Below are 22,188 nucleotides of genomic sequence, written 5' to 3'. Positions count from 1 at the left end.
AGCGCGCTACGGGAGGTTTTCGATGGACACTGCCCGCATAGCGGCTTCAGCGGCACCTCGCGCAACAGCAACGAAATGCCATCCCTGATCGCCGCGACAGCACGGGTCGTCACAGCATGAGTTCGCAGCCTGCCACCCCAACGATGAACCGGCGACCGGCCTCGAATGTTCGCTGGATTGTCCTTGCGGCCGGAGTGCTTGTCGTACTTGGCGCGATGATCCTCGACACCAAGGTCGTGACGATCGGCTCGGCGGAAGACACGCGCAAGGCCGCCTTTTCGCCGGAGGCATTCGGCAAGGCTGAGTTCCCGAACGTGCAGGCCGCTGTCGAGCAGCGCGCCGTGGATGCCCCAACTCTGGCTTCGGCCATCGCCAAGGACAAGGCTGCTGCGGAGAAGCAATATGGTGTGCCGGCCAATGTCGGCACTGAATTCCCGGTCAAATTCTCAGGCGTCGTCGGCGAGGGAAAATCCGGGATCTACACCGTCAAGGTCGCCGACGTGCCCGACACCCTGGTCGTTCGCGTGCAGACCGGGCCGGCAATCAACGGCACCGACCTGCGCGATGCCACCGGCGCCATCACATTCGGCCAGTTCATCAACCAGATCGAGTATCAGAACGCGGGTTCGGCCCTGAACAACGAGATGAAGAAGCAGGTGCTGTCGACCATCGACAACACCAACCTCACCGGCAAGACCATCTCGGTCGTCGGCGTCTTCAAGCTGATCAATCCCAAGGGCTGGCTGGTCACGCCCGTGAAGCTGAGCGTCCAATGAATGCGGCGCCCGAATTCGAGCCTGCGGCCGGCGACACCGTGCTTGCGGCCCGCAACATCGTAAAGACCTATGGCGGCACGCATGCCCTCAAGGGCGTCAATTTCGATATCCACCGCGGCAAGGTCACGACGCTGTTCGGCGAGAACGGCGCCGGCAAATCGACCCTGATGAAGATCCTTTCCGGCGTGACGACGCCGACATCGGGAAGCATCGAGCTCGATGGCCAGTCCGTTACCTTCTCCTCGTCTTCCGATGCCCGCAACCGCGGCATCTCGATAATCCATCAGGAGCTCAGCCTCGCCCCCAATCTGAGCGTGCGCGACAACATCTTCATGGGTCGGGAAATACCCGGCGCGACCGGCGTCGATTTCGCCGAGGAGGCCCGCCAGACGCGACAGCTGATGGCCGACCTTGAGGAAGACATCGATCCGATGACGCTGGTGCAGGACCTGCGCCTGGGGCAGCAGCAGATCGTCGAGATCGCGCGCGCGCTCTCGGTGGATTCGCGCATCCTGATCATGGACGAGCCGACCTCGGCGCTGAGCGCCACCGAGGTGGAGGTGCTGTTCAAGGTGATCCGCGACCTGACGGCCCGTGGCGTCTCGATCGTCTACATCTCGCACCATCTCGAGGAGGCGCTGCAGATCACCGACTATGCCGTGGTGCTGCGGGATGGATCGATCACCGCCACTGCCAATGCCAGGCACATCAATCTCGAATGGATCGTCCGCAACATGGTGGGCGAGAATTTCGACCTGGGTACGCCACCCACCGGCCATGCCTTCGGCGAGATCGCCTTGTCGGTCTACGAGGTCAGCGTCGCCGATGTCACGAGTTCGGAACGCCTGGTCGTCGACAGGCTTTCGCTTGATGTGCGCAGCGGCGAGATCGTCTGCATTTACGGGCTGATGGGCGCCGGACGCACGGAATTGCTCGAATGCATTGCCGGGCGCCTGTCTGCCGCCGGCGGACGCATGCTGCTTGAAGGCAATGACATCTCCCGGCTCAGCATTGCCGAGCGCATCGCAAGGGGCCTTGTGCTGGTGCCCGAGGACCGCCAGCGCGACGGTCTTGTCCAGACGATGTCGGTCGGCGCGAACCTGTCGCTCGCCAGCATCGGCGCCTTCGTCAAGGGGATGTTCTTGTCCCGCTCGCAAGAGCGATCGCTGGTCGATGGGTCCATCCGCGACGTACGCGTCAAGACGGCGGGCGGCGGCGCGCCGATCGGATCGCTGTCCGGCGGCAACCAGCAGAAGGTGGTCATCGGCAAGATGCTGACCACCAGCCCCAAGGTCATGCTGCTGGACGAACCCAGCCGCGGCATCGACATCGGCGCCAAGGCGGAAGTGTTCCGGCTGCTCAGCGAGCGCGCGGCACGTGGTCTCGCCGTGGTGTTCTCGACCTCGGAAGTCACCGAGTGCCTGAGCATCGCGCACCGCGTCATCGTCATGCGTCGCGGCAGGATCTCGGCCGAGTTCGGCGCCGATGCCACCAAGGAGGAGATCATGGCCGCTTCCGGCGAGGCCGTGGTCTCCGACCATGAAGAACACAGGAGCCATCACCGTGACCGACGCTAGCCCCGATCGCAGCCGCTCCCGTCCTAGGGCATCGGGCGACGGCTTCAGCCTGGCCAAGCTGTTGCTGGAGGGCCGCGCCTTCTTCGCGCTGATCGCCATCATCATCGTCTTCTCGATGCTGTCTCCCTACTACTTCTCGGTCGCCAATTTCCTGACCATGGCCTCGCATGTCGCCATCTTCGGCATCCTGGCGGTCGGCATGCTGCTGGTCATCCTCAATGGCGGCATCGACCTCTCGGTCGGTTCCACGCTCGGTTTCTCCGGCGTGGTCGCCGGTTTCTTCATGCAGGGCGTGCAGCTGACCTCGCTCGGCGTCATCCTCTACCCGCCGGTCTGGGTCGTCGCGGTGCTGGTCTGCGTGCTCGGCGCGCTAGTCGGCCTGGTCAACGGCGTGCTCATCGCCTGGCTGAAGGTGCCGGCCTTCGTCGCCACGCTCGGCATGCTCTATGTGGTGCGCGGCGCAGCCCTGCTGATGACCAACGGCCTGACCTACAACGACCTCGGCGGCAAGCCGGAACTCGGCAACACCGGCTTCGAGTGGCTGGGCTTCAACCGCCTGCTCGACATTCCCGTTGGCGTGCTGGTCATGGCGGTCATCGCGATCATCGGTAGCATCATCCTCAACCGCACCGCCTTCGGCCGCTGGCTCTATGCCTCCGGCGGCAATGAGCGTGCCGCCGAACTTTCCGGCGTGCCGGTCAAGCGAGTGCAGGTCTCGGTCTACATGCTCTCCGGCATCTGCGCCTCGGTGGCAGGCCTGATCCTGTCTTCGGAGCTGACCTCGGCCGGACCGACCGCCGGCACCTCATACGAGCTCACCGCCATTGCGGCCGTCGTCATCGGCGGCGCCGCGCTCACCGGTGGCCGCGGCAACATCCGCGGCACGCTGGTCGGCGCCTTCGTCATCGGCTTCCTGTCCGACGGCCTCGTCATCATCGGCGTCTCTGCCTACTGGCAAACAGTGTTCACCGGCGCGGTCATCGTGTTGGCGGTGCTGCTCAACGCCATTCAGTATCGCCGCCGCGTCAAGCTCCCGAGCTCGACCGGCAGCCCCCCGACTTCTCCACAAAAGGACAAGGCCCAAACGGCCGATCCCGCTCTCGAGAAGACTGCCGGTTGACCGGCACGATTGCTAACCAAAGGAGGAACTCCATGTATCGCAGTGCCCGAATTCTGATGCTCTCGACGCTCGCCCTCGCCGCCCCGATCCTCGCAGGATCGGTAACCGCGGCATCGGCCGAAGGCCTCATCTCGATCATCGTCATCGATCCCGCCAACCCCTACTGGCTGACCGAAGGCAACGTCGCCAAGGCCGAAGCCGAGAAGCTCGGCTATACCGCGACCGTCGGCGCCTCGAAGGCCGACACCAACACCGAGAGCAAGCTGATCGACACCGCGATCACCAACAAGTCGGTCGCGATCATCCTCGACCCCGCTGACGCCAGCGGCTCGATCGGCGCGGTGAAGAAGGCGATCGCTGCCAACATCCCGGTCTTCCTGGTCAATGCCGAGATCAATCAGGAGGGTCTGGCCAAGGCGCAGCTCGTCTCGAACAACGCACAAGGCGCGGCGCTCGGCGGCCAGCAATGGGTGACCGACATCGGCGAGAAGGGCAACTATGTCGAACTGCTCGGCGCGCCCTCCGACAACAATGCCGCCACGCGCTCGAACGGCTACGAGACCGTGATCAGCCAGTATCCCGATCTCAAGAAGGTCGGCTCGGAAGTCGCCAACTGGGACCGCACCCAGGGCCACGACAAGATGCAGAGCCTGCTGCAGGCCCACCCCGACATCATCGGCGTGACCAGCGGCAATGACGAGATGGCACTCGGCGCGATCGCCGCGCTGAAGGAAGCCGGAAAGCTGTCGAGCATCAAAGTCGGCGGCTTCGACGGCTCGCCGGACGCCGTCGCCGCCATCAAGGCGGGCGAACTGCAATACACGGTGCTGCAGCCGGTGGCCGTCTACTCGGCCAAGGCCGTGCAACAGGCAGACTCCTTCATCAAGACCGGCAAGACCGGAGCCGCGACCGAGAAGCAGCTCTTCGACTGTCTGCTCATCACCAAGGACAATGTCGACAAGTACACGGCTCCGTTCACCCTTTCGGAGTAATGTCGGAAGAGGGGTGTCCTTCGCGTCACCCCTCGCCTGCCCTGCAGGCCATTCAGCCCGCGTCGATTTCCGCCTGCAGCGCTTCCATATGCCCAGCCGCCGCGGACGCCGCCGCCCGCTCTATTGCCCGGAAGCGGCTGACGACCGCCAGGCCGACCGAGGTCAGCTGGGCGCCGCCGCCCTTCCTGCCGCCGGTCTGCGCCGCTACCAAAGGCTTGCCGAACACCCGGTTCATATCCTCGACCAGGTCCCAGGCGTGCTTGTAGGACATCTCCATGCGACGCGCCGCGGCCGAGATCGAGCCGAAGGCGGCGATCTGCTCCAGAAGCTCGATCTTGCCGGGCCCGACGCGCCCATCGGGATCGAGGTTTATGCGCAAACTCAGCGACGGCATGTCGTCCTCTCCGCTGTCACGCCCAGACTAGCCCTTCCGCGGCCAAATCGCTATTCCAAAGCAACATAGCGGTATTGTCCTTTGGGTTACCCATCGGCCTCGACCGGTAGCCCGGCGCCCGTGGTCGCGCTGTCGAAGCTCACCGTCTTGATCACCGCAAAAACCTTGCCGCCAAGCCTGAGCCGCAGCGTGTGTTTCGACTGCTCGGTGATGCGCGCCAGCACGATCACGCCGTTGCAGTCGATAGCGATTTCCACCGTAGGCCCCATGCCCGGCCTGACGGCCACAATCGTTCCCGGCAGTATGTTGAGCGCGCTGAGGCCAACCGGCGGCTCGGTTGCGATCATGACGTCGCGAGCACGAACACGGATGCGGACCGGCGCCCCCATCGGCACCGCCAGACGCGGCACGCGGATTTCGCCCGCCGCCGAGCCGAGCACGCTCATGCCGAAGGCCTCATCGTGGCGCAGCACATTGGTGTCCAGCACCGCGCCGCCCTCGCCGCGCTCTTCGGCGGGTAAAAGGTCGAGCCGCTGCATGATTGCTCCGGTCGCTCCTGAGGCCACGACCTTGCCTTGCGCAAGCACCACGACGTCGCTGGCCAGCCGCGCCACCTCGGCGACGGAATGGCTGACATAGACGATCGGGATCTTCGTCTCGTCGCGCAGCCGCTCGATATAGGGCAGGATCTCGGCCTTGCGGGCTTCATCCAGCGAAGCCAGTGGCTCGTCCATCAAAAGCAATTTTGGGCTTGCAAGCAGCGCCCGGCCGATCGCCACGCGCTGCTTCTCGCCGCCGGAAAGCTTTGCCGGCCGCCGCTCGAGCAGATGGCCAATGCCGAGCAATTCGACCACGGCATTGAAGTCGGCATAGCGCTCCGCCGCCGGCGTGAACCAGCGACCGTAGCGCAGATTGCCGGCGACGCTCATATGCGGGAAGAGCCGCGCATCCTGGAACACCATGCCGATGCGACGCTTGTGCTTCGGCACGAAGAGACCGGCATCGGTATCGACCAGCACACGGCCGTCGACCGCGATGCGGCCCTTGTCGGGGTGGATCAGCCCGGCAATCAGATTGATCAGCGTCGTCTTGCCCGATCCGGAAGGCCCAAACAGTGCCGTCAGCCGCCCGGCGCTCTCTAAACTGGCGTCGACCGCGAAATCGCCAAGCCGGTGGCTGATGTCGACCAGGACCGTCATTCGATGTCCATCCGCCGGCCAACGCGCTGTGCCAGCACCTCCGAGGCGACAAGCGCCGCCATCGAAATGACGATTGAGATCAGCGTCAGCCTGAGCGCGCCGGCGTCGCCGCCCGGTACCTGCGTGAAGGTGTAGATCGCCGACGGCAGCGTCTGGGTCTCGTTCGGGATGTTGGAAACGAAAGTGATCGTGGCGCCGAATTCGCCCATCGCCTTGGCAAAGGACAGGATCGCGCCTGCGATCAGCCCGGGCAGGATCAGCGGCAGGGTGATGGTGGCGAACACCCAGAGCGGATTGGCGCCGAGCGTGCCGGCCGCCGCTTCCATCTTGCGGTCGACCGCCTCGACTGACAGCCGGATCGCCCGCACCATCAGGGGAAAGCCCATGATCGCGCAGGCGAGTGCTGCGCCTGTCCAGCGAAAGGAAAAGACAATGCCGAATTGCTCGGCCAGGAATGCGCCGGCCAGACCGCGCCTGCCGAAGGTCAAAAGCAGAAGATAGCCGGTCACCACCGGCGGCAGGATCAGCGGCAGGTGGACCAGCCCGTTGAGCAAGGTCTTGCCCCAGAACCGGCCGCGCGCCAACACCAGCGCGATCAATATGCCGGGCGGCAGGCTGGCGAGCATCGCCACCGTCGCCACCTTGATGGACAGCCGGACCGCATTCCATTCGTCGGGAGTGAGGTCCAGCAGCCAGTTCATGCCTTGGTGTCGTGCCTCAGTTGCTCGGCGCCAGAATGGTGAAACCCTGCGCCTTGAAAAGCTCGGCCGCCTTGGCGGACTCAAGGCATCTCAGGAAGACCGGTGTGTCCTTGTCCTTCGAATCCGCGGTCTGGGCAACCGGATAGACGATCGGCGGATGCGAATCCTCGGGGAAGGTGCCGATCACCTTGACGCCCTTTTCGGCATGCGCGTCGGTGGCATAGACGATGCCGAGCGGGGCTTCGCCGGTCGAGACCAGCTTCAGTGCCGCGCGCACGTTCTCGGCCTGCGCCACCTTACCCTCGACCGAGGACCAGACGCCGAGCGATTCCAGTGCGGCCTTGCCGTATTTGCCGGCCGGCACCGCCTTGAAATCGCCCATGGCGAGCCTGCCGTCGCCGATCAGCCTGGCAAGGTCAAAGCCCTTTTCGATCTTGGTTTCGGCCTTGGAATCTTTCGGCACCACCAGCACGATCTGGTTGCCGAGCAGCTTCACTTCGGTGTCCGGCTTGGTCAATTTCTTGTTGGAGAGGTAATTCATCCAGTCGAGGTCGGCCGAGATGAACACATCGGCCGGCGCACCGCCCTCGATCTGCTTGGCCAGCGCCGAGCTTGCCGCATAGGAGATGGTCGCCGCTTCGCCGACATCGGCCTCGCAGACCTCGTTGACGGCGTCGAGGCCGTCCTTGAGGCTGGCCGCCGCGAACACGACCACCTTGTCTTCGGCACGGGCGGCCGGCGCTGTGGCCATCAAAATTGCCGTCAGCCCGCCGATCGCGATTGCCTTCAACCCGAAATCAAGCATGAAAACCCTCCCAGGGTTTGAAAAATCCGTTCGGCTCAAAGCCTGCAATCGATATATCCGTATGAATATAACAAGGAAAGGCCTTTCGCGAGCTACAGCGTTGTGTGTCGAGGTTTTCTCGGCCTACGATGACCTTCATTAAATACAGCGACGGAGACTCCCATGAAGATTAGCGCCCGCAACACGCTCAAGGGAACTATCGTCGAGATCGTCAAGGGAGCCACCTCGCATGTCCGCATCGACATCGGCGGCGCCATCGTCACCGCGTCGATCACCAACGAGGCGGTGGACGACCTCAAGCTCGAAAAGGGCAACCCGGCCTATGCCGTGATCAAGGCGTCCGACGTCATGGTCGGCATCGACTGACGGATTGTACGCAAAGCACCAGGCAAGGCCTGGCTTCCGATCAGACGGCGATCGGCGCCTTGATGGTCGCGTCGGCAAAGTAGTTCTCTAGCCGGAAGTCTTCGAAACGGAAGGCGAAGAGGTCTTTGACCTCCGGATTGATCCACATCGTCGGCAGCGCCTTGGGCGTGCGCTGCAACTGTTCGCGCGCCTGCTCGAAATGGTTCGAATAAAGATGCGCATCGCCGAGCGTATGGACGAAATCACCGGGCTTTAGCCCGGTCACCTGCGCCACCATCAGGGTCAGCAGCGCATAGGAAGCGATGTTGAAGGGAACGCCGAGAAAAATATCGGCCGAGCGCTGGTAGAGCTGGCAGGAGAGCCTGCCCTCCGAAACGTAGAACTGGAACAGGCAGTGGCAGGGCGGCAGCGCCATAGCCTCCACCTCGGCCGGGTTCCACGCCGAAACGATCAGCCGGCGCGAATTAGGATTCTTGCGTATCTCCTTCAGAAGATTCGTAATCTGGTCGATCTCACCGCCATGGCCGTCCGGCCACGATCGCCATTGCTTGCCGTAGACAGGGCCGAGATCGCCATTCTCGTCGGCCCATTCGTCCCAGATGGAGACGCCGTTATCGTTGAGGTATTTGATGTTGGTGTCGCCGGCCAGGAACCACAGAAGCTCATGGATGATCGACTTCAGATGCAGCTTCTTGGTGGTGGTGACCGGAAAGCCGCGCGACAGGTCGAAGCGCATCTGGTGGCCGAACACCCCACGCGTACCGGTGCCGGTGCGGTCGCCGCGATCGACGCCGTTTTCTAGCACATGCTTCAACAGGTCGAGATACTGGCGCATCGGCTTGGCCTCGATTCGGGATTGCAGGCATTATAGCTGCCAGACAGTCGGCTGAACACAGCAAAGCGAAAATGGCTCTGGATATCACCCCGCAGCCGGCGCGAAAATCGCGCCGGTATCCATCTGCGGCGGCGCCGTGACCGATTAAAGGGCGCCGAGCTTGCCCAGATCTTTCGCGACCAGATAGTAGAAGGTCACGCGGCTCTTGGTGTTGTCGGCGGCCATCGCCTTGCAGGTCTTTTCGATCGACGCGTCGGCTTTGCTGGCGTCGGCGACGCCGAGCTTCTTCGCGGCCCAGTTGTCCCTGACGCGCTCCAGTTCCTTGGGATCGGTGCAGGACACCAGCGAAGAATCCCGGTTGCGCAGCGCAATGCCCAGATGCTTCACGATCTTGTCGACCGCATCGGCGCTGGCGCCGGCGTCGTACTTCTTCACGTCTGCGAGATAGTCGGCCATGAAAAATTCCCCTCGTCGGCGCCACGGATCCGGTCGATGAGGATTGTGGCGCGCTGACGCAACTTGTGCGCTAGGCTGAAACTCCTCACCGCCCGGAAGCTTCGGTTGAGCGCGCGAGCAAGTCAACCCTCAACGATCCAATTTGACACATGCACGAAAGGACATTGCGGCCTTTCATTTTCCACGATCGGCCCCTATATTCGTTTTGTCGGCTTGACCGACTATGGCGATAAATGGGCGATGAAATAAGCCGTTCGGACCCGGGGGCGGTACCCGGCGCCTCCACCAAAAACCGCTCTTTCAAAAGAGCGGCTTTTGCTGGGGGCGAAATAGGATCGACGAAGGTGTAAAGATCGTACTTTTGCCCGGCATTGTACCACCGTCATCGGGCTAAACTTATAGTTGCCAACGACAACTATGCGGAAGCTCGTCTCGCTGCTTAATGCAGTGCGAACGCTTCAAATCAAGCCCTAGAGGTTCGCACTTCTAGGCGGGGTTCGGAGGTACCTGGCAACAGAAACCTCCACTTTCTCCTCCTCTGTACATGCATGCCAAAGGCCTTCCTGGCTTGGCTTTCGCACCTGAGACACTGCTACGACAGGCGCAAAAAGGCCGGGACTGACCCGGCCTCTTTGGTTTCTATCGATGTCTGTTATTCCGCCGGCGCTTCCACAGCATCGCGCGACCGGCAGAGCGTTACCTTGGCCAGGCTGAACGAAATCACCGCGCAGAGCGTGATGCCGGCAACCATCGGCAGCGGCGTGCCGTCGAAGAACAGGCCAGCGACACCCATGGCTAAAGCGCCGATGGCGAAGTGCAGCGTGCCCATCAGGGCCGAGGCCGTTCCCGCGATCTCGCCATGCTCTTCCATCGCCAGCACCGACGTCGTCGGGATGACCAAGCCGAGGAAGCCATAGCCGACGAACAGCAGCGCCGCCATCATGTCGAGCCGGTCGACACCCGTCGCCATGATGGCCAACAGCACCACCATCGTGGTTGCGTAGCCCGTCACCGCGACGCGCACCAGGCGCCTCAGCCCGAACCGCTCGGCCAGCATTCCGGTCAGCTGCGACATGCCGATGAAGGCAACCGCGTTGATCGAGAAGAACACGCTGTAGACCGACGGCGACAGCCCATAATGGTCGATCAGGATGAAGGACGAGCTCGACAGATAGACGAAGAAGCTGGCAATGCCGAAGCCCGCGATCGCCACCAGACCGAGGAAATTGCGGTCGCCCATCAGGAAGCGATAGCCGGAAAGCGCTGTGCCGAAAGAGGAGCCGGCGCGTTCCTCGACCGGACGTGTCTCCTTGAGCGAGGTCGCGAGCAGGATGGTGGCGAGCGCTGCGGCACCCGTCACCGTCCAGAACACGGCGCGCCAGCCGAACATCTCGATGATCTGGCTGCCGGTCAGCGGCGCCAGGATCGGCGACACCGAAAACACCAGCATCAGCAAGGACATCAGCTTGGCGGCTTCATTGCCGGTGTGCAGGTCGCGCACGATGGCACGCGGCACCGCCATGCCGGCACTGGCGCCGAGCCCTTGCAGGAAGCGGAAGGCGATCAGCCACTCGATCGAAGGCGCCAGTGCCGAGCCGACACCGCCAACCATGAACAGCACAAGACCGCCATAGAGCGGCAGCTTGCGCCCGACCATGTCGGAGATCGGCCCGACGATGATCTGGCCGAAGCCCATCGACAGGAAGAAGATCAGCAGGCTCATCTGCACGGCCGACGTGCCGGCCTTCAGATCCTCGCCGATCGAAGGCAGCGCCGGAAGATACATGTCGATTGCGAACGGGCCTATCGCGGACAACAGACCGAGCACGACCGCGATGCGGAGGAATTTGGGACTCATGATAAAGGCTTCTTTCGAATCTGGTTGCCGCCGCTAACCCGACGTCTAACCCCAGGACGTTGCATCCTGTGACATTGCGACACCTCAGAGCGAATTCATTCGTCTCTCCGGCGCGAATGTCCTTATGTTATGTCCACAAAATTAGACACTCTTGTCCAATTCGTCAATCACCGCTATATAGATTTTTATGAAGCTCGGCGTTTCTCCTGACACTTTCCCGCCACGCAGCCACGAGGCAAAACGCATTTCGGTTGTCGGGGCTGCTGCCTCGGTCTTTTGCCGCGAAGGCTTTGCCGGCGCCAATATCGACCTGATTGCGGCCGAGGCCGGCGTGTCGCGCCAGACGGTCTATAACCACCATGGCGACAAGGAAAAACTCTTCGTCGCCGTGGTCCGCGATCTCACCGAGCGCTGCAACGCCGGCATCTTCGCCACCATCGCCACCTTCCCCGACCAGCCCGGCAACCTCGAAGCCGATCTGATCGGCTTCGCCATGCGCATGAACCGCAACTGCATCTGCAACCGCGACGGCAGATTCCTGCGCAAGCTGATCCAGACAGAGGGCGAGCGCTACCCCGAACTCTTTGCCGAATGGCGCGAACAGGGGCCAGGCCGAACCTGGTCGGCGCTTGCCGCCCGCTTCGCCCGGCTTGCCTATGCCGGTCACCTCGCGATCAAGGATCCTGACGTGGCGGCACGCCAGTTTCTCGCGCTGATCAACGCCGAGTTGCAGATAAGCTTCATGCTTGGCGGTATGCCTGATGACGAAGAGGTGCTTCAGTCCGCCACCAACGGCGTGCGCACCTTCCTCAGCGCCTTCGGCAGGCAAAAGAGCGCAAGCCACGCGGCCAGAAAAAGCGCTCTGGTCGGCGCCTGAACGGTCAAATCGTCGCCAATGGCCTTCGCTTCGAGGCGCCTGCGATCTATATCCGGTTTACGCCGCGCTCAAGCTTGATTACAGCTAGGCGCACGATTCAACGGAACCCGACCGCCACATGGCCGACGACCACATCCGCTACGACATTCTGGCCCAGGAGGCGTTGCGCGGCGTCATGCGCAAGGTTCTGGCCGAAGTCGCGCGCACCGGCCTTCCCGGCAACCATCATTTCTTCATCACGTTCCTCACCGGCGCGCCGGGCGTGCGCGTGTCTTCGCGGCTGCGCGAGCGCTATCCCGAGCAGATGACCATCGTCATCCAGTTCCAGTACTGGGACCTGAAAGTGACCGACACCGGCTTCGAGGTCGGACTGTCCTTCTCCGATGTGCCGGAAAAACTCGAGATCCCCTTCTCCGCCGTGCGCGGTTTCTATGACCCGTCCGTCAATTTCGAACTCGAATTCGACGTCAAGACGGACAGCGCGGCAGAAGATGAGCAAGCCGCGCCGGCTCCTGAACCACTCGCCGTCGTTACCGAGAAGAAGCCGGAGACGAAGAAGAAGGCTGCAGCCGAGGCCGAGAAGAAGCCTGCCGCGACCGACGCCGCCGGCAAGGGCGCCGACGTCGTATCCCTCGACGCCTTCCGCAAGAAGTGATCCGAAAGGCGGCGCGACATGGGCGACGTCGTCAATCTCCGCCAGGCCCGCAAGCAGAAGCTGCGGAGCGAGAAGGAACGGCTCGCCGAACAGAACCGGGCGCTGCACGGCCGTTCCAAGATCGATCGAGACAGTGAGCGGCTGACATCCGACAAGGCCGAGAAATTCATCGCCGGCCATCGCCGCGAAAAACCCGGCGACCCGGACGCCTAGCGCAAGTGAGCCCGGTCGAAAAACGCTCCGTGACAATCCGCGGCCACCGCACCAGCTATTCGCTCGAAAAGCCTTTCTATGACGATCTCGTCGCCATCGCCGCGGCGCGCAACCTCACGCTTGCCGCTTTGGTCGCGGAGATCGACGAAACCCGCCCCCGCGACGCCAACCTCTCCTCCGCACTAAGGCTTTTTGTGCTGGACTGGGCCAAGAACAACGCAGGTGGCAGGGCTTAGACCAGATCGGCCGCGCTGTCCTGCTTCCGCCGCCGAACTCCGAAGCCCAGCATAGCTGAGCGGTCGCGTTCCTCGGCCTGCTTCTTGGCCCTGACCCGCATCAGATCCTTCCAGCCGATATAGCCGACCAACCTCGCATCCTCGCGCGCCACCACCGGCAGATGCGAGATGTTGGCCGTCAGCAACTTGTCTGACAGGCCTTCCAGATATTCGTCGGGATAGGCGAGCGTCACTTTGCTGCCGGCCAGCAGCTCGCCGAGTGTCGTCGTGCGGTGCTTGCCGGCGCGGCGCCAGCGCAGGATCGCCGGTGGATCGATGACGCCAAGCACATGGCCCTTTTCATTCACCACAGGGAAGCTCGGATGCCGTGTTTCCGGCGCCGTCAGGAAGGCGGCCGCGCCATGCAAGGTCATCGTTTCGGGCACGCTCTCGACCTTGATGGTCATCACCTCGCGCACCCTGGTCAAGGCGAACGGATCGACGCGGTATTCGCGAACGAGGTGATGCCCTCGCCTTGCGACTTTCTCGGTCAGGATCGAGCGTTTCATCAACAGCACGGTGACCGCATGCGCGGTGGCGCAGGCGGCGATCAGCGGCACCAGCATATGCGTGTTGCCGGTCAGCTCGACGGCAAAGAAGGTGGCGGTCAGCGGCGCGCGCATGGTGCCGCCCATGGTCGCCGCCATCGCCAGCAGCGGCCAGAAGCCAGGCGTTGCCTCGGGCAGGATGCCGGCGAGCACCGCACCCATGGCTCCGCCCATGATCAGCAGTGGCGCCAGCACGCCGCCCGATGTTCCCGAACCGAGCGCCACCGACCAGATGATCGCCTTGACCACCAGAAGTGTTAGCGCCGCGGCCGCCAGGGTACGGCCGTCCAGCATGTTGGCGATGTTGTCGTAGCCGACGCCCAGCGCCTGCGGTTCGATCAGCCCACCTATGCCGACCACCAGGCCGCCGAGCATCGGCCACCACATCCAGTGGATGGGAAGCTTCTGGAAAGCGTCCTCGCAGGCATAGACCATCTGCGTCAGCAGTCCCGACAGCAGGCCGGCGGCAATGCCGATCGACACCCAGCCGCCAAGCCCGAGGAATGATGCCTCCATGCTGCCGTGGAAGGGAAAGATCGGTCCCGGCAGATGCAGCATCGTGCGTTCGACTTCGGCCACTATGGCCGCGGCCGCAACGGGGATGAAGCTGCGCGGTGTCCATTCGAACAAAAGCAGTTCCACCGCCAGCATGATGGCGGCGATCGGCGTTCCGAAGACGGTGGTCATGCCCGCCGCCGCACCCGCCACCAGCAGCGTCTTGCGTTCATTGTCGCTGACCGGCAGCATCTGCGCGATCAGCGAGCCGATGGCGCCGCCGGTCATGATGATCGGGCCTTCGGCGCCGAACGGGCCGCCAGTGCCGATCGAGATTGCCGATGACAGTGGCTTCAAGATCGCCACCTTGGCATCGAGACGCGAGCGCCCGAGCAGGATTGCCTCGATGGCTTCGGGAATGCCGTGGCCGCGGATTTTTTCGCTGCCGAAGCGGGCCATCACACCGATGATCAGCGCGCCGATCACCGGCACAATCACTGCGGCATAGCCGAGCGGCGTATTCTCGAGCCTGAGCTCGGCGAGCGTGAACTGGCCGAAATAGGCGATGTTGGTGGCAAGCCGGATCAGCTTCAGCAGCGCGATGCCGGCAAACAGCCCCGCCGTCGCCACCACAACGGCGATGGCCGCGATGAACAGCACCCGCGCATCGGTGGTGAAGTCACGGAGGTGGCCGTTTGCGGCGTTAGGGGATTTCATTGGAGAGCCCAGCTTTCTGGCGGCGCATGCACCGTCGGTTGTCAGGCGAACTCATATCGTAATACGATATAAATATTCAAGGCCGTTTTCGGCCACTGCTCCGCGTCATTTTGGACGGCGCCACGCCGTTGAGCTTTTTTGGGAAAGGACCATAAGTCGGGAATGACCGCTTCGCAGAAATCACACCCCGATATCAGCCTCGCCGACTACCAGCGGCTGTCCGAGTTTCGCTATCTGATCCGCCGCTTTCTCGAATTCAGCCAGGTCCAGGCGCACGATGCCGGCCTGACCCCGCGCCAGCATCAGGCGCTGTTGGCGATCAAAGGCTTTCCGGATGGCGGGCCGGTGACGGTCGGCGATCTGGCGGAGCGCCTGCGCATCCGCCACCACAGTGCGGTGGAACTGGTCGACCGTCTCTGCGAAGCCGGACTTGTTGCAAGGGATCAGGACAAGGAGGATCACCGCCGCGTGCTGCTGCGGCTGACCGAGCGTGCCGACGACTGCCTCGCCGATCTCTCGGCCGCGCATCTCGACGAGCTCTCGCGAATAGAGCCGATGCTGAGGCGCCTGCTCGTTCGCCAGGAGTAGGCAGCCGCTGTCGGCGGTTCGCCGTGCCTTCAGCGCACCACGATCATCCGCCGTCCAGCGACTTCAGCAAATTGTCGATCGTGAACGGATTGGCCTTGGGCTTCTGCGGCGCCGGGGCCGAATTGTCATTGACGCCGGGAAGTGAGCGGTCGACCTTTTGCGCCTGCTCGGCGGCCTTGCGTTTGGCTTCGAGCCTGGCCCTTTCTTCCGACGCGATCCGCATCGCCTCCTCCGCCTTCCGGCGCTCCTGCTCCGCGGCCTTGGCTGCATCATCGGCCGCCTGTTGCTCCGCCTTGGCCTTTGCATCGGCGTCAGCCTTGGCTTTCGCGTCCGCCTCGGCTTGTGCTTCCGCATCGGCCTTGGCTTTGGCATCCGCTTCGGCTTGCGCTTTGGCATCAGCCTCCGCCTTGGCTTGTGCCTCGGCTTCGGCCTGGGCTTTTGCCTCGGCGTCGGCTTTTGCCTTTGCCTCGGCCTGCAGCCGCGCCTCTTCCTCTTGCCGCCGCAATTCCTCGGCTGCCCTGTCGCGTTCGGTCTGCAGGGCGGCGTAGTAGCGCACCTCGCGCCGCAGCCGCTGCTTCTCCAGCAGTGCCGCCTGCATCGCCTCGACCCGCTGCTGCTCCTTCTCCAGCGCGCGCTGCGTCAAGAACTGCGCCAGCGGTTCGCTGTCGAATTCACGGTTGGCGGCGCCGAGCGGACCCTCGACGCTGAAGTTCACCGCCGGGTCGGAGCCGACCAGCGCCTCGTCGCCGGGCCGGTAGGTGATCGACCCGCTTGCGTCGACGGTGCTCGCGTTGAGATCCGCAGAGATGTCGGCAGACAGCGTTGCCGCCGGATTTTCGAGACGGATCGGCGGCGCCCGCAGAATGCCGCCGGCAAGTGTGAAGGCAATGTCGGTATCACCCGCCGCAAAACTGCCGGCGGCGGCGATCTCAGGCGCGAAGCCGGCGGTCTTGGCCGCATCGATATCGCGCCCCATCGCATCGGCCTTGGCGATTAAAGGTGCAAAGGCACCGGGATTGACGCCGGCGATGGCGAGGCCCTTCAGCGCTGCCGTGCCGGAGCCGGACAGCGCCGCCACCATGGCATCGACCGATTTGCCGCTAGTCGACAGCGTTGTCGAGACATCGCCGCTGCCGCTCAAGCCGGCCCCCGGCAGCACGGCCGAGAGATCGCCGCCGGCAAGTCTCATCTGGCCGGAGAAAAGCCCGGTGCCGTCATTGTTCTTCAGTTCGAACAGGCCGGTCAGCGCGCCGCCGAAGAGCTTGGCCTTCAGGTCGGAAACGCGCATGCCCTCCAGGTCGAGCTTCAGCGACAGCGCCGCGTCATAGGCGGTGGCGAACGGGCCGGCGGCAAGTGCCGCTGTGGTGAGATCGAGATCGGCGGTGAACGGCAGGTTAGGCTTCTGGCTGAACGGCGCCGTCGGCCAAGCACCTTTGCCGGCGAGGAAGGACGGGTCGCCGAACAGCGCCACCGCCATCGGGTCGAGGTCAAGTTCGTCGAGCACCAGCGCCCCGGCCAGATGCGGCACCCCGTCCTTCACGTCGACATTGACGTCGCCTGAAACCGCCGCTTCGTTGAGGGCACCGCTGAGCTCGTTCAGCACCAGCAGACCATTGCCATAGTCGGCCTGTGACGTCAGCGACGCCGACATGCCGGTGCCCATGCCTGGCAATCCGACTCCGGTCGTCATCAGCCACGGTTCGATGTCGGCGGCGTCGAGGCTGATCTTGCCCTTTGCGGTCGGCCCCTGCGGCGTCTCGGCAACCGTTCCCTCGAACCCCGCCCTGAAATCATCGCCCGTAAGGTTGAAGCTCGTCGCAAGGCCACCGCCAAACGTGCCTTTCGCCGAGATATCGGTGGTTGCCTGGCCAAGCATGCCAAGCGGCAGCGCCGGCAAGCCATAAAGCGCGAGCAGCGCCGTGGCGTCGCCGCTCCTGGCATTGAATGTCAGCATCACCGGCGCCTCGAGAAGCCTGTCGGCCGCCCCCTTGCCGGAAAGCGATGCCGAAAAGGCCGAGCCGCCGGCCTTGCCCTGCGCGCTCACCGCCAGCCCTGTCGTGCCGTCGCCATTGTCGGCCGCACTCGTCACCAGATCGATGCGGGCGTCCTGGAACAGTTCGGGATAGGCGGCCGCGCGGGCCGCCAGGCCCTTCAGCACCTCATTGCCAGGATAGTGCTGCGTGGCGACATCGACCAGCGGCTTCAGATCGACGGCGACCACCGAGGCGTCGAGCTTGCCGGTCGGGCTCTCGGGAAAATCCTTGATCCGGCCGGTCGCGCTGATCGAGGCGCCGGCCAGGTCGCCAACCGAAAGTCTATCGATTTCAAGCAGGCCTTGGCGCAACCTCAGCGCCGTATCGACCGTGTCGGCGGTCAGGCCGCCGGCGCTGACCGGCCCGGCCTTGATCTGGAAATCGAGATCGCGGTCTGAAAAGCGGTTGGCACCCTTGTCACTGACGAAGATCGAGGCGAAGGCGGTCAGCCCGTCGACGTCGAGCTCGCCACCCTCCAGCCGCATCAGCACCGACGGCCTGGCGTCGTCGGGCTGGCTGGAATCGATGCGGCCGGAAAACCTCGCTTTGCCGAGGATCAGTTCGAGATCGCTGAACGCCTGGCGCTTCTCGCTGAGATCGACCTTGGCCTTGAAGCCGGCGGCGGGCAGCCGGCGGATCGCTTCGTCGACATCCTTCGACAGCCAGGCGGCAAAGCCGGAAGGCTGCGCCACGGCGAGCAGCAGCGAGCCGGTGAAGCCAAAGTGATCCTGGACGCTGAGCATGCCGTTGGCTTCCAGCGTGGCGCGGCCGGGCAGAGTCGCGGCCAGCGACTTCACCGACCAGCCGCCATCGGTCGGCTCGGCCGACACATGCACGTCGCGCACTGTCGTATCGCCGGCCACCACCGCCGGCAGCTTGACCTCGACGGTGCCTGGTATGGTCGGCTTGGGCATTTGCAGCAGCGCCCGCTCCAGCGCGTCGACCCGCTGCGACAGCGTCAGCCCGGCACCAGCCGCACCCACGGCCTCGTCGAACTGCACCTGCGCACCATTCGCTTCAATCGAGAAGCGCGGATCGACACCGAGATCGACCGAAGCCTTGCCGTCGGCCGAATAGGGATTGTCGAGCGGCCCGGTCTCGAAGCGAAACTCATCGAAGGAAAGTTTGTGGTGGTCGAGCGAGAACTTGCCGTTGAGCCGGAAGCCGGGATCAGGCTTGCCGGTGGAGATCTTCACCGTCTCGCCATCGGTGCCGCGCAGCTCGGCCGAGTTCTTGTCGGCGTCATTCCTGCCGGAGCCATTCTTGTCGGAGGCCGAGATCTTGAACTGACCCGAATACACCGCGGCGCCCTTGACGATGCCGGCATTGCCGTCGGTCTCGATGACCAGCGGATAGGCGTCCGGATCGGCCTTGAGCCGCAGCCGCATCTGCCCATTGCCTTCAGCCTTGCCGGTCGACGCGATGACCTCCGTGCGCAGCCCGTCGAAGCGCAGCGAACCGTCCATCCGCCATGGCCCGGCGAGCGACTTGGCCGAGATGGTCGAGTTGATCTCGGAAATCAGATGATCGCGCCCGCCGGCGGCATGGTGCAACGCGACCTCTCCTTCGGTCACCGTCAGCTTCTCGATCGAAATCTGGTTGATGTCGAAGGGCGAGGTCGGCCGCATCGCCCAGTCGACCGTGCCGTCGGCGGCGATATCGATCGTCGCCTTCGGCCGCACCAGCCGCATGTCGACGATTAGCACCTCACCGCTCAGGAACGGCGCCAGCTCCGCATCCATCGAAAATGTCTCGACGGTCATCGCCGGCTGGCCGCCGGGGCCGCCGGCAACCGCGACATTGGAAAAGGTCACCGAAGGAAACGGCAGCAGCCTCGCCGTGGCGTCACCTTGCACGGTGACCTTGCGGCCGAGAATGGCGCTCGCCTCGCGCTCGAAATCGGCACGGTAGCCTGTCCAGTCGACGAAATGCGGCACCACCAGCGCCGCGCACAGCACCAGCACAAAAAGGCCACCGAAGATCACGAACAGGCGTGCGAGCATCTGCTCCGATTGGGTTGATTGAAAATCAGCCGCACTCTACCCGCATCCGCGTGTCTATAAAGAGGCAATTCAGCTGCGTCCGACAGTCTCCATCAGCACGGCCAAAACCGCTCCCTCATGAAGGCTGGTCGAAAAGCTCTCGGCGATGAATTCCAGCGTCGAGTCATGGAACGTCAGGATGAAATGCCGATAGTCCGAAAACAGGTCCGGCGTATGCGACGAGTGAACGCGATTTGCCTTTTCCAGGGAGCTGATCCACGACGAGTTGAGAACCTCGAATACGGAATAAGGCCGCAAGCCCAGAACGTACAGGCGGTGCCCGCTGATGGCTTCGTCGTTCGGCGGACCGAATTGCAATGCCAGATAGGGATCGACTGTCAGTATCGCGACAGTCTGGTTGCGCGTCGTAGCCGAAACCGAGCGCGGATTCGTGCCATCGAATGACCGATCCGGAACATTGGCGAGATGGGCAATGAGCAGACTGCCTTCATCCGCGAAGATGTGAGGCGATGGCGCGCCGGCGGACGATGGCGGCACCTCGATCGGCAGAAGTGTCTCGAACGCCGACATCTAGTGGTCGGTGCCAGGCAATATCTTGCCCGGGTTCATGATGTTGAGCGGATCGAGCGCCTGCTTGATCGTGCGCATGATGTCGACACCATGGCCGAGTTCGTGGCGCAGGAAGCCGATCTTGCCTTGGCCGATGCCGTGCTCGCCGGTGCAGGTGCCTTCCATGGCGATCGCCCGCATGTTGAGCCTGGCCACGAATCTCTCCGCCAGCGCGATCTCCTGTGGGTCGTCGACATCCATCAGCACCAGCACATGGAAATTGCCATCGCCGGCATGGCCGACGATCGGCGCGATCAGTCCCATCTCGGCGATGTCGGCCTCAGTCTCGGTGACGCATTCGGCAAAACGCGAGATCGGCACGCAGACATCGGTTGACAGCCCTTTGGCGCCGGGCCGCAGCGTCAGCGACGACCAATAGGCATCGTGCCTGGCTTTCCAAAGCTTTGTCCGCTCTTCGGCGATGCTGGTCCACAGGAACGGCCCGCCGCCATTCTCCTCCGCGATCATGCCGAAGGTCTCCGCCTGCTCGGCGACGCCCGCGTCGCTGCCGTGGAATTCGACGAACAGGCACGGGCTCTCCGGATAGTCGAGCTTGGAATAGTTCTTCATCGCCCGCATCTGCAACGCGTTGACCAGTTCGATGCGCGCCACCGGAATGCCCATCTGGATGGTCGCGATCACCGCATTGCAGGCCGCTTCCAGGCTGGGAAACGGGCAGACGCCGCCGGAGATCGCCTGCGGAATGCCCTGCAGTTTGAGGGTCAACGCGGTGATGATGCCAAGCGTGCCTTCCGAGCCGACCAGCAGCCGCGTCAGGTCGTAGCCGGCCGAACTTTTCTTGGCGCGCTTGCCTGTCGTCACCGCCTCGCCATCGGCCATGACCGCCGTCAGCGACAACACGTTCTCGCGCATCGTGCCATAGCGCACGGCATTGGTTCCGGACGCGCGCGTCGCCGCCATGCCGCCGAGCGAGGCATTGGCGCCGGGGTCGATCGGGAAGAACAGGCCGGTGTCGCGCAGATGCCGGTTGAGGTCCTCGCGCGTCACCCCGGGCTCGACGGTGCAATCGAGATCCTGGGGATTGACCGAAAGGATGCGGTTCATCCGCGACGTGTCGATGGAAATGCCGCCACCCGGCGCGTTGGTGTGGCCCTCGAGCGATGAGCCGACACCGAAGGCGATCACCGGCACGCGGTGCGTGGCACAAGCGCGCACTATCTCCTGCACTTCTGCCGTTGTCTCGACAAAGGCGACGCCATCAGGTGCCTGCGTCGGGATATAGGTGGTGGTGTGGGCATGCTGGCCGCGGATCGCCTCGCCGGTCTGGAACCGCTCGCCGAGCGTCTGCTTGAGGATGCCGAGCACGGCGGCGATGCCCTCCTCGTTGCGCTCGACCGGATTGAGGTCGCTCAGAGCCATGAATTCCTCCGCGAATGGACCAGCGGCCACCCTTGTTGTGCAGCTATGGATGCGTAGTCTCACCTGCCACGCCCTGTCCAGCGATCCAGAAGGAAAACAAGATGCCAAACCCCGCCCCCTTCCTATCTCGGGCCATGGATATCGAGAAGGACTGGATCGACTACAACGGCCATCTCAACATGGCCTATTACAACGTGCTGTTCGACCGTTGCTCGGACGACGCCTTCGAGATGATGGGGATGGGGCCGAACTACGCCAGGGAGCGGCGGCTGACCATCTACACGGCCGAAGTGCATGTCTGCTACGTCCAGGAACTGCACCTGGAGCACAAGGTCGTGGTCTCCTTCCAGCTCATCGACCATGACGACAAGCGGCTCCGGGTCTACCAGGAAATCCGCCATGTCGACGGCTGGCTCGCCGCCACCTCCGAATCGTTGTCGCTGCATGTCGACATGTCCGGGCCGAAAGTGGCGCCCTTCCCGGCCGACGTGCGTGCAAATGTGGAAGCGATGCGATCAGCCCATGCCGCGCTGCCGATGCCGGAGCGCGCCGGCCGCTCGATCGGGATTCGCCGCAAGAGCGCTTGAAGCTGCCTGGCGCCCACGTTAACCTTACCCAGGTTTTAACGTGAACAAGCCAATTGAGTCGTTGAACGACTCAGTGAGGCGTTTGAAAACGGTACGCATCGGGTTGCGGTACCGGCGGCGGGCAAGGCG

General features: G+C 63.6%; 22 protein-coding genes and 1 other RNA gene. 12 read left to right on the top strand and 11 right to left on the bottom strand.

The window, feature by feature from the left end; translation table 11 throughout:
* The first annotated feature begins 116 nt into the window (after nt 1–116).
* The 4 genes from D3227_RS03770 to D3227_RS03755 are packed head-to-tail and all read left to right on the top strand — an operon-like array spanning nt 117 to nt 4,465.
* Nucleotides 117–776, top strand: coding sequence for a DUF2291 family protein (locus tag D3227_RS03770; RefSeq protein ID WP_120012652.1), 660 nt, complete (start codon nt 117–119; stop codon nt 774–776).
* A complete protein-coding gene (locus D3227_RS03765; protein ID WP_120012650.1) occupies nt 773–2,353 on the top strand; it encodes a sugar ABC transporter ATP-binding protein in 1,581 nt (526 codons plus the stop codon). The genes D3227_RS03770 and D3227_RS03765 overlap by 4 nt, the downstream gene beginning before the upstream one ends.
* A complete protein-coding gene (locus D3227_RS03760; RefSeq protein ID WP_167480580.1) occupies nt 2,316–3,473 on the top strand; it encodes an ABC transporter permease in 1,158 nt (385 codons plus the stop codon). The genes D3227_RS03765 and D3227_RS03760 overlap by 38 nt, the downstream gene beginning before the upstream one ends.
* Before the next feature lie 32 nt (nt 3,474–3,505).
* A complete protein-coding gene (locus tag D3227_RS03755; protein WP_120012648.1) occupies nt 3,506–4,465 on the top strand; it encodes a D-ribose ABC transporter substrate-binding protein in 960 nt (319 codons plus the stop codon).
* Between the two features lie 52 nt (nt 4,466–4,517).
* On the opposite strand, the gene D3227_RS03750 is transcribed toward D3227_RS03755, so the two are convergent.
* The 4 genes from D3227_RS03750 to modA form a co-directional block, all read right to left on the bottom strand.
* A complete protein-coding gene (locus tag D3227_RS03750; RefSeq protein WP_120012646.1) occupies nt 4,518–4,859 on the bottom strand; it encodes a winged helix-turn-helix domain-containing protein in 342 nt (113 codons plus the stop codon).
* Nucleotides 4,860–4,945: 86 nt separating this feature from the next.
* A complete protein-coding gene (modC, locus tag D3227_RS03745; protein ID WP_120012644.1) occupies nt 4,946–6,058 on the bottom strand; it encodes a molybdenum ABC transporter ATP-binding protein in 1,113 nt (370 codons plus the stop codon).
* The gene (gene modB, locus D3227_RS03740) at nt 6,055–6,759 is read right to left on the bottom strand and encodes a molybdate ABC transporter permease subunit (protein WP_120012642.1); all 705 of its coding nucleotides are present in this window, start codon (nt 6,757–6,759) and stop codon (nt 6,055–6,057) included. The genes modC and modB overlap by 4 nt, the downstream gene beginning before the upstream one ends.
* A 16-nt stretch (nt 6,760–6,775) precedes the next feature.
* Entirely contained in the window at nt 6,776–7,564 is a 789-nt protein-coding gene (modA, locus tag D3227_RS03735) for a molybdate ABC transporter substrate-binding protein (RefSeq protein WP_120012640.1), read from the bottom strand.
* Between the two features lie 162 nt (nt 7,565–7,726).
* On the opposite strand from modA, the gene D3227_RS03730 reads away from it, so the two are divergent.
* On the top strand, nt 7,727–7,930 hold the full coding sequence (locus tag D3227_RS03730; RefSeq protein ID WP_120012638.1) for a TOBE domain-containing protein: 204 nt from the start codon (nt 7,727–7,729) through the stop codon (nt 7,928–7,930).
* A gap of 40 nt (nt 7,931–7,970) precedes the next feature.
* Here the strand turns inward: D3227_RS03730 and D3227_RS03725 are convergent, their stop codons facing one another.
* Both D3227_RS03725 and D3227_RS03720 read right to left on the bottom strand, forming a co-directional pair.
* A complete protein-coding gene (locus D3227_RS03725; protein ID WP_120012636.1) occupies nt 7,971–8,765 on the bottom strand; it encodes a thymidylate synthase in 795 nt (264 codons plus the stop codon).
* A 144-nt stretch (nt 8,766–8,909) separates the two neighbouring features.
* Nucleotides 8,910–9,221: a DUF2853 family protein gene (locus tag D3227_RS03720; RefSeq protein WP_120012634.1), complete on the bottom strand. Its 312-nt coding sequence runs from the start codon at nt 9,219–9,221 to the stop codon at nt 8,910–8,912.
* Nucleotides 9,222–9,389: 168 nt separating this feature from the next.
* On the opposite strand from D3227_RS03720, the gene ssrA reads away from it, so the two are divergent.
* Nucleotides 9,390–9,749: a transfer-messenger RNA gene (ssrA, locus tag D3227_RS03715) on the top strand.
* 124 nt (nt 9,750–9,873) lie between these two features.
* Here the strand turns inward: ssrA and D3227_RS03710 are convergent.
* Nucleotides 9,874–11,079 carry a multidrug effflux MFS transporter gene (locus tag D3227_RS03710; protein ID WP_120012632.1) on the bottom strand — a complete coding sequence of 402 codons (1,206 nt, stop codon included), beginning with the start codon at nt 11,077–11,079 and terminating at the stop codon, nt 9,874–9,876.
* A gap of 187 nt (nt 11,080–11,266) precedes the next feature.
* Between D3227_RS03710 and D3227_RS03705 the strand changes: the two genes are divergently transcribed.
* The 4 genes from D3227_RS03705 to D3227_RS03690 all read left to right on the top strand — a co-directional run bounded on the left by D3227_RS03705 (nt 11,267) and on the right by D3227_RS03690 (nt 13,060).
* The gene (locus D3227_RS03705) at nt 11,267–11,956 is read left to right on the top strand and encodes a TetR/AcrR family transcriptional regulator (RefSeq protein ID WP_120012630.1); all 690 of its coding nucleotides are present in this window, start codon (nt 11,267–11,269) and stop codon (nt 11,954–11,956) included.
* Nucleotides 11,957–12,074: 118 nt separating this feature from the next.
* Nucleotides 12,075–12,611 carry an SspB family protein gene (locus tag D3227_RS03700; RefSeq protein ID WP_120012628.1) on the top strand — a complete coding sequence of 179 codons (537 nt, stop codon included), beginning with the start codon at nt 12,075–12,077 and terminating at the stop codon, nt 12,609–12,611.
* 18 nt (nt 12,612–12,629) lie between these two features.
* Nucleotides 12,630–12,824 carry a DUF4169 family protein gene (locus tag D3227_RS03695; RefSeq protein ID WP_120012626.1) on the top strand — a complete coding sequence of 65 codons (195 nt, stop codon included), beginning with the start codon at nt 12,630–12,632 and terminating at the stop codon, nt 12,822–12,824.
* Nucleotides 12,825–12,829: 5 nt separating this feature from the next.
* A complete protein-coding gene (locus D3227_RS03690; RefSeq protein WP_120012624.1) occupies nt 12,830–13,060 on the top strand; it encodes a ribbon-helix-helix domain-containing protein in 231 nt (76 codons plus the stop codon).
* On the opposite strand, the gene D3227_RS03685 is transcribed toward D3227_RS03690, so the two are convergent.
* The gene (locus D3227_RS03685; RefSeq protein WP_120012622.1) at nt 13,057–14,859 is read right to left on the bottom strand and encodes a chloride channel protein; all 1,803 of its coding nucleotides are present in this window, start codon (nt 14,857–14,859) and stop codon (nt 13,057–13,059) included. The two genes, D3227_RS03690 and D3227_RS03685, sit on opposite strands and share 4 nt — an antisense overlap.
* 162 nt (nt 14,860–15,021) lie before the next feature.
* Here D3227_RS03685 and D3227_RS03680 point away from each other — a divergent pair, with 162 nt between their 5' ends.
* Nucleotides 15,022–15,447: a MarR family winged helix-turn-helix transcriptional regulator gene (locus D3227_RS03680; protein WP_120012620.1), complete on the top strand. Its 426-nt coding sequence runs from the start codon at nt 15,022–15,024 to the stop codon at nt 15,445–15,447.
* Between the two features lie 43 nt (nt 15,448–15,490).
* On the opposite strand, the gene D3227_RS03675 is transcribed toward D3227_RS03680, so the two are convergent.
* From D3227_RS03675 to D3227_RS03665, 3 genes are all read right to left on the bottom strand, one after another.
* The gene (locus D3227_RS03675) at nt 15,491–19,483 is read right to left on the bottom strand and encodes an AsmA family protein (protein WP_120012618.1); all 3,993 of its coding nucleotides are present in this window, start codon (nt 19,481–19,483) and stop codon (nt 15,491–15,493) included.
* A 69-nt stretch (nt 19,484–19,552) separates the two neighbouring features.
* Entirely contained in the window at nt 19,553–20,053 is a 501-nt protein-coding gene (locus tag D3227_RS03670) for a hypothetical protein (RefSeq protein WP_120012616.1), read from the bottom strand.
* A complete protein-coding gene (locus tag D3227_RS03665) occupies nt 20,054–21,472 on the bottom strand; it encodes an FAD-binding oxidoreductase (RefSeq protein ID WP_120012614.1) in 1,419 nt (472 codons plus the stop codon).
* A gap of 101 nt (nt 21,473–21,573) precedes the next feature.
* Here D3227_RS03665 and D3227_RS03660 point away from each other — a divergent pair, with 101 nt between their 5' ends.
* Entirely contained in the window at nt 21,574–22,059 is a 486-nt protein-coding gene (locus tag D3227_RS03660) for a thioesterase family protein (protein ID WP_120012612.1), read from the top strand.
* Nucleotides 22,060–22,188: the final 129 nt, after the last annotated feature.

It is taken from the genome of Mesorhizobium waimense (assembly GCF_003601975.1).
In the GTDB taxonomy this organism is placed as follows: domain Bacteria; phylum Pseudomonadota; class Alphaproteobacteria; order Rhizobiales; family Rhizobiaceae; genus Mesorhizobium; species Mesorhizobium waimense.
The sequence above is the reverse complement of the archived record's forward strand: the minus strand, read 5'-3'. Positions and strand labels throughout refer to the sequence as shown.

Coding starts and splice junctions, on each gene's coding strand:
- D3227_RS03750 (WP_120012646.1), bottom strand. CDS start 4,859: ATGCCGTCGCTGAGTTTGCGCATAAACCTCGATCCCGATGGGCGCGTC.
- modC (WP_120012644.1), bottom strand. CDS start 6,058: ATGACGGTCCTGGTCGACATCAGCCACCGGCTTGGCGATTTCGCGGTC.
- D3227_RS03720 (WP_120012634.1), bottom strand. CDS start 9,221: ATGGCCGACTATCTCGCAGACGTGAAGAAGTACGACGCCGGCGCCAGC.
- D3227_RS03675 (WP_120012618.1), bottom strand. CDS start 19,483: ATGCTCGCACGCCTGTTCGTGATCTTCGGTGGCCTTTTTGTGCTGGTG.
- D3227_RS03730 (WP_120012638.1), top strand. CDS start 7,727: ATGAAGATTAGCGCCCGCAACACGCTCAAGGGAACTATCGTCGAGATC.
- D3227_RS03760 (WP_167480580.1), top strand. CDS start 2,316: ATGAAGAACACAGGAGCCATCACCGTGACCGACGCTAGCCCCGATCGC.
- D3227_RS03680 (WP_120012620.1), top strand. CDS start 15,022: ATGACCGCTTCGCAGAAATCACACCCCGATATCAGCCTCGCCGACTAC.
- D3227_RS03755 (WP_120012648.1), top strand. CDS start 3,506: ATGTATCGCAGTGCCCGAATTCTGATGCTCTCGACGCTCGCCCTCGCC.
- D3227_RS03765 (WP_120012650.1), top strand. CDS start 773: ATGAATGCGGCGCCCGAATTCGAGCCTGCGGCCGGCGACACCGTGCTT.
- D3227_RS03700 (WP_120012628.1), top strand. CDS start 12,075: ATGGCCGACGACCACATCCGCTACGACATTCTGGCCCAGGAGGCGTTG.
- D3227_RS03665 (WP_120012614.1), bottom strand. CDS start 21,472: ATGGCTCTGAGCGACCTCAATCCGGTCGAGCGCAACGAGGAGGGCATC.
- modA (WP_120012640.1), bottom strand. CDS start 7,564: ATGCTTGATTTCGGGTTGAAGGCAATCGCGATCGGCGGGCTGACGGCA.
- D3227_RS03725 (WP_120012636.1), bottom strand. CDS start 8,765: ATGCGCCAGTATCTCGACCTGTTGAAGCATGTGCTAGAAAACGGCGTC.
- D3227_RS03705 (WP_120012630.1), top strand. CDS start 11,267: ATGAAGCTCGGCGTTTCTCCTGACACTTTCCCGCCACGCAGCCACGAG.
- D3227_RS03710 (WP_120012632.1), bottom strand. CDS start 11,079: ATGAGTCCCAAATTCCTCCGCATCGCGGTCGTGCTCGGTCTGTTGTCC.
- modB (WP_120012642.1), bottom strand. CDS start 6,759: ATGAACTGGCTGCTGGACCTCACTCCCGACGAATGGAATGCGGTCCGG.
- D3227_RS03770 (WP_120012652.1), top strand. CDS start 117: ATGAGTTCGCAGCCTGCCACCCCAACGATGAACCGGCGACCGGCCTCG.
- D3227_RS03660 (WP_120012612.1), top strand. CDS start 21,574: ATGCCAAACCCCGCCCCCTTCCTATCTCGGGCCATGGATATCGAGAAG.
- D3227_RS03670 (WP_120012616.1), bottom strand. CDS start 20,053: ATGTCGGCGTTCGAGACACTTCTGCCGATCGAGGTGCCGCCATCGTCC.
- D3227_RS03685 (WP_120012622.1), bottom strand. CDS start 14,859: ATGAAATCCCCTAACGCCGCAAACGGCCACCTCCGTGACTTCACCACC.
- D3227_RS03695 (WP_120012626.1), top strand. CDS start 12,630: ATGGGCGACGTCGTCAATCTCCGCCAGGCCCGCAAGCAGAAGCTGCGG.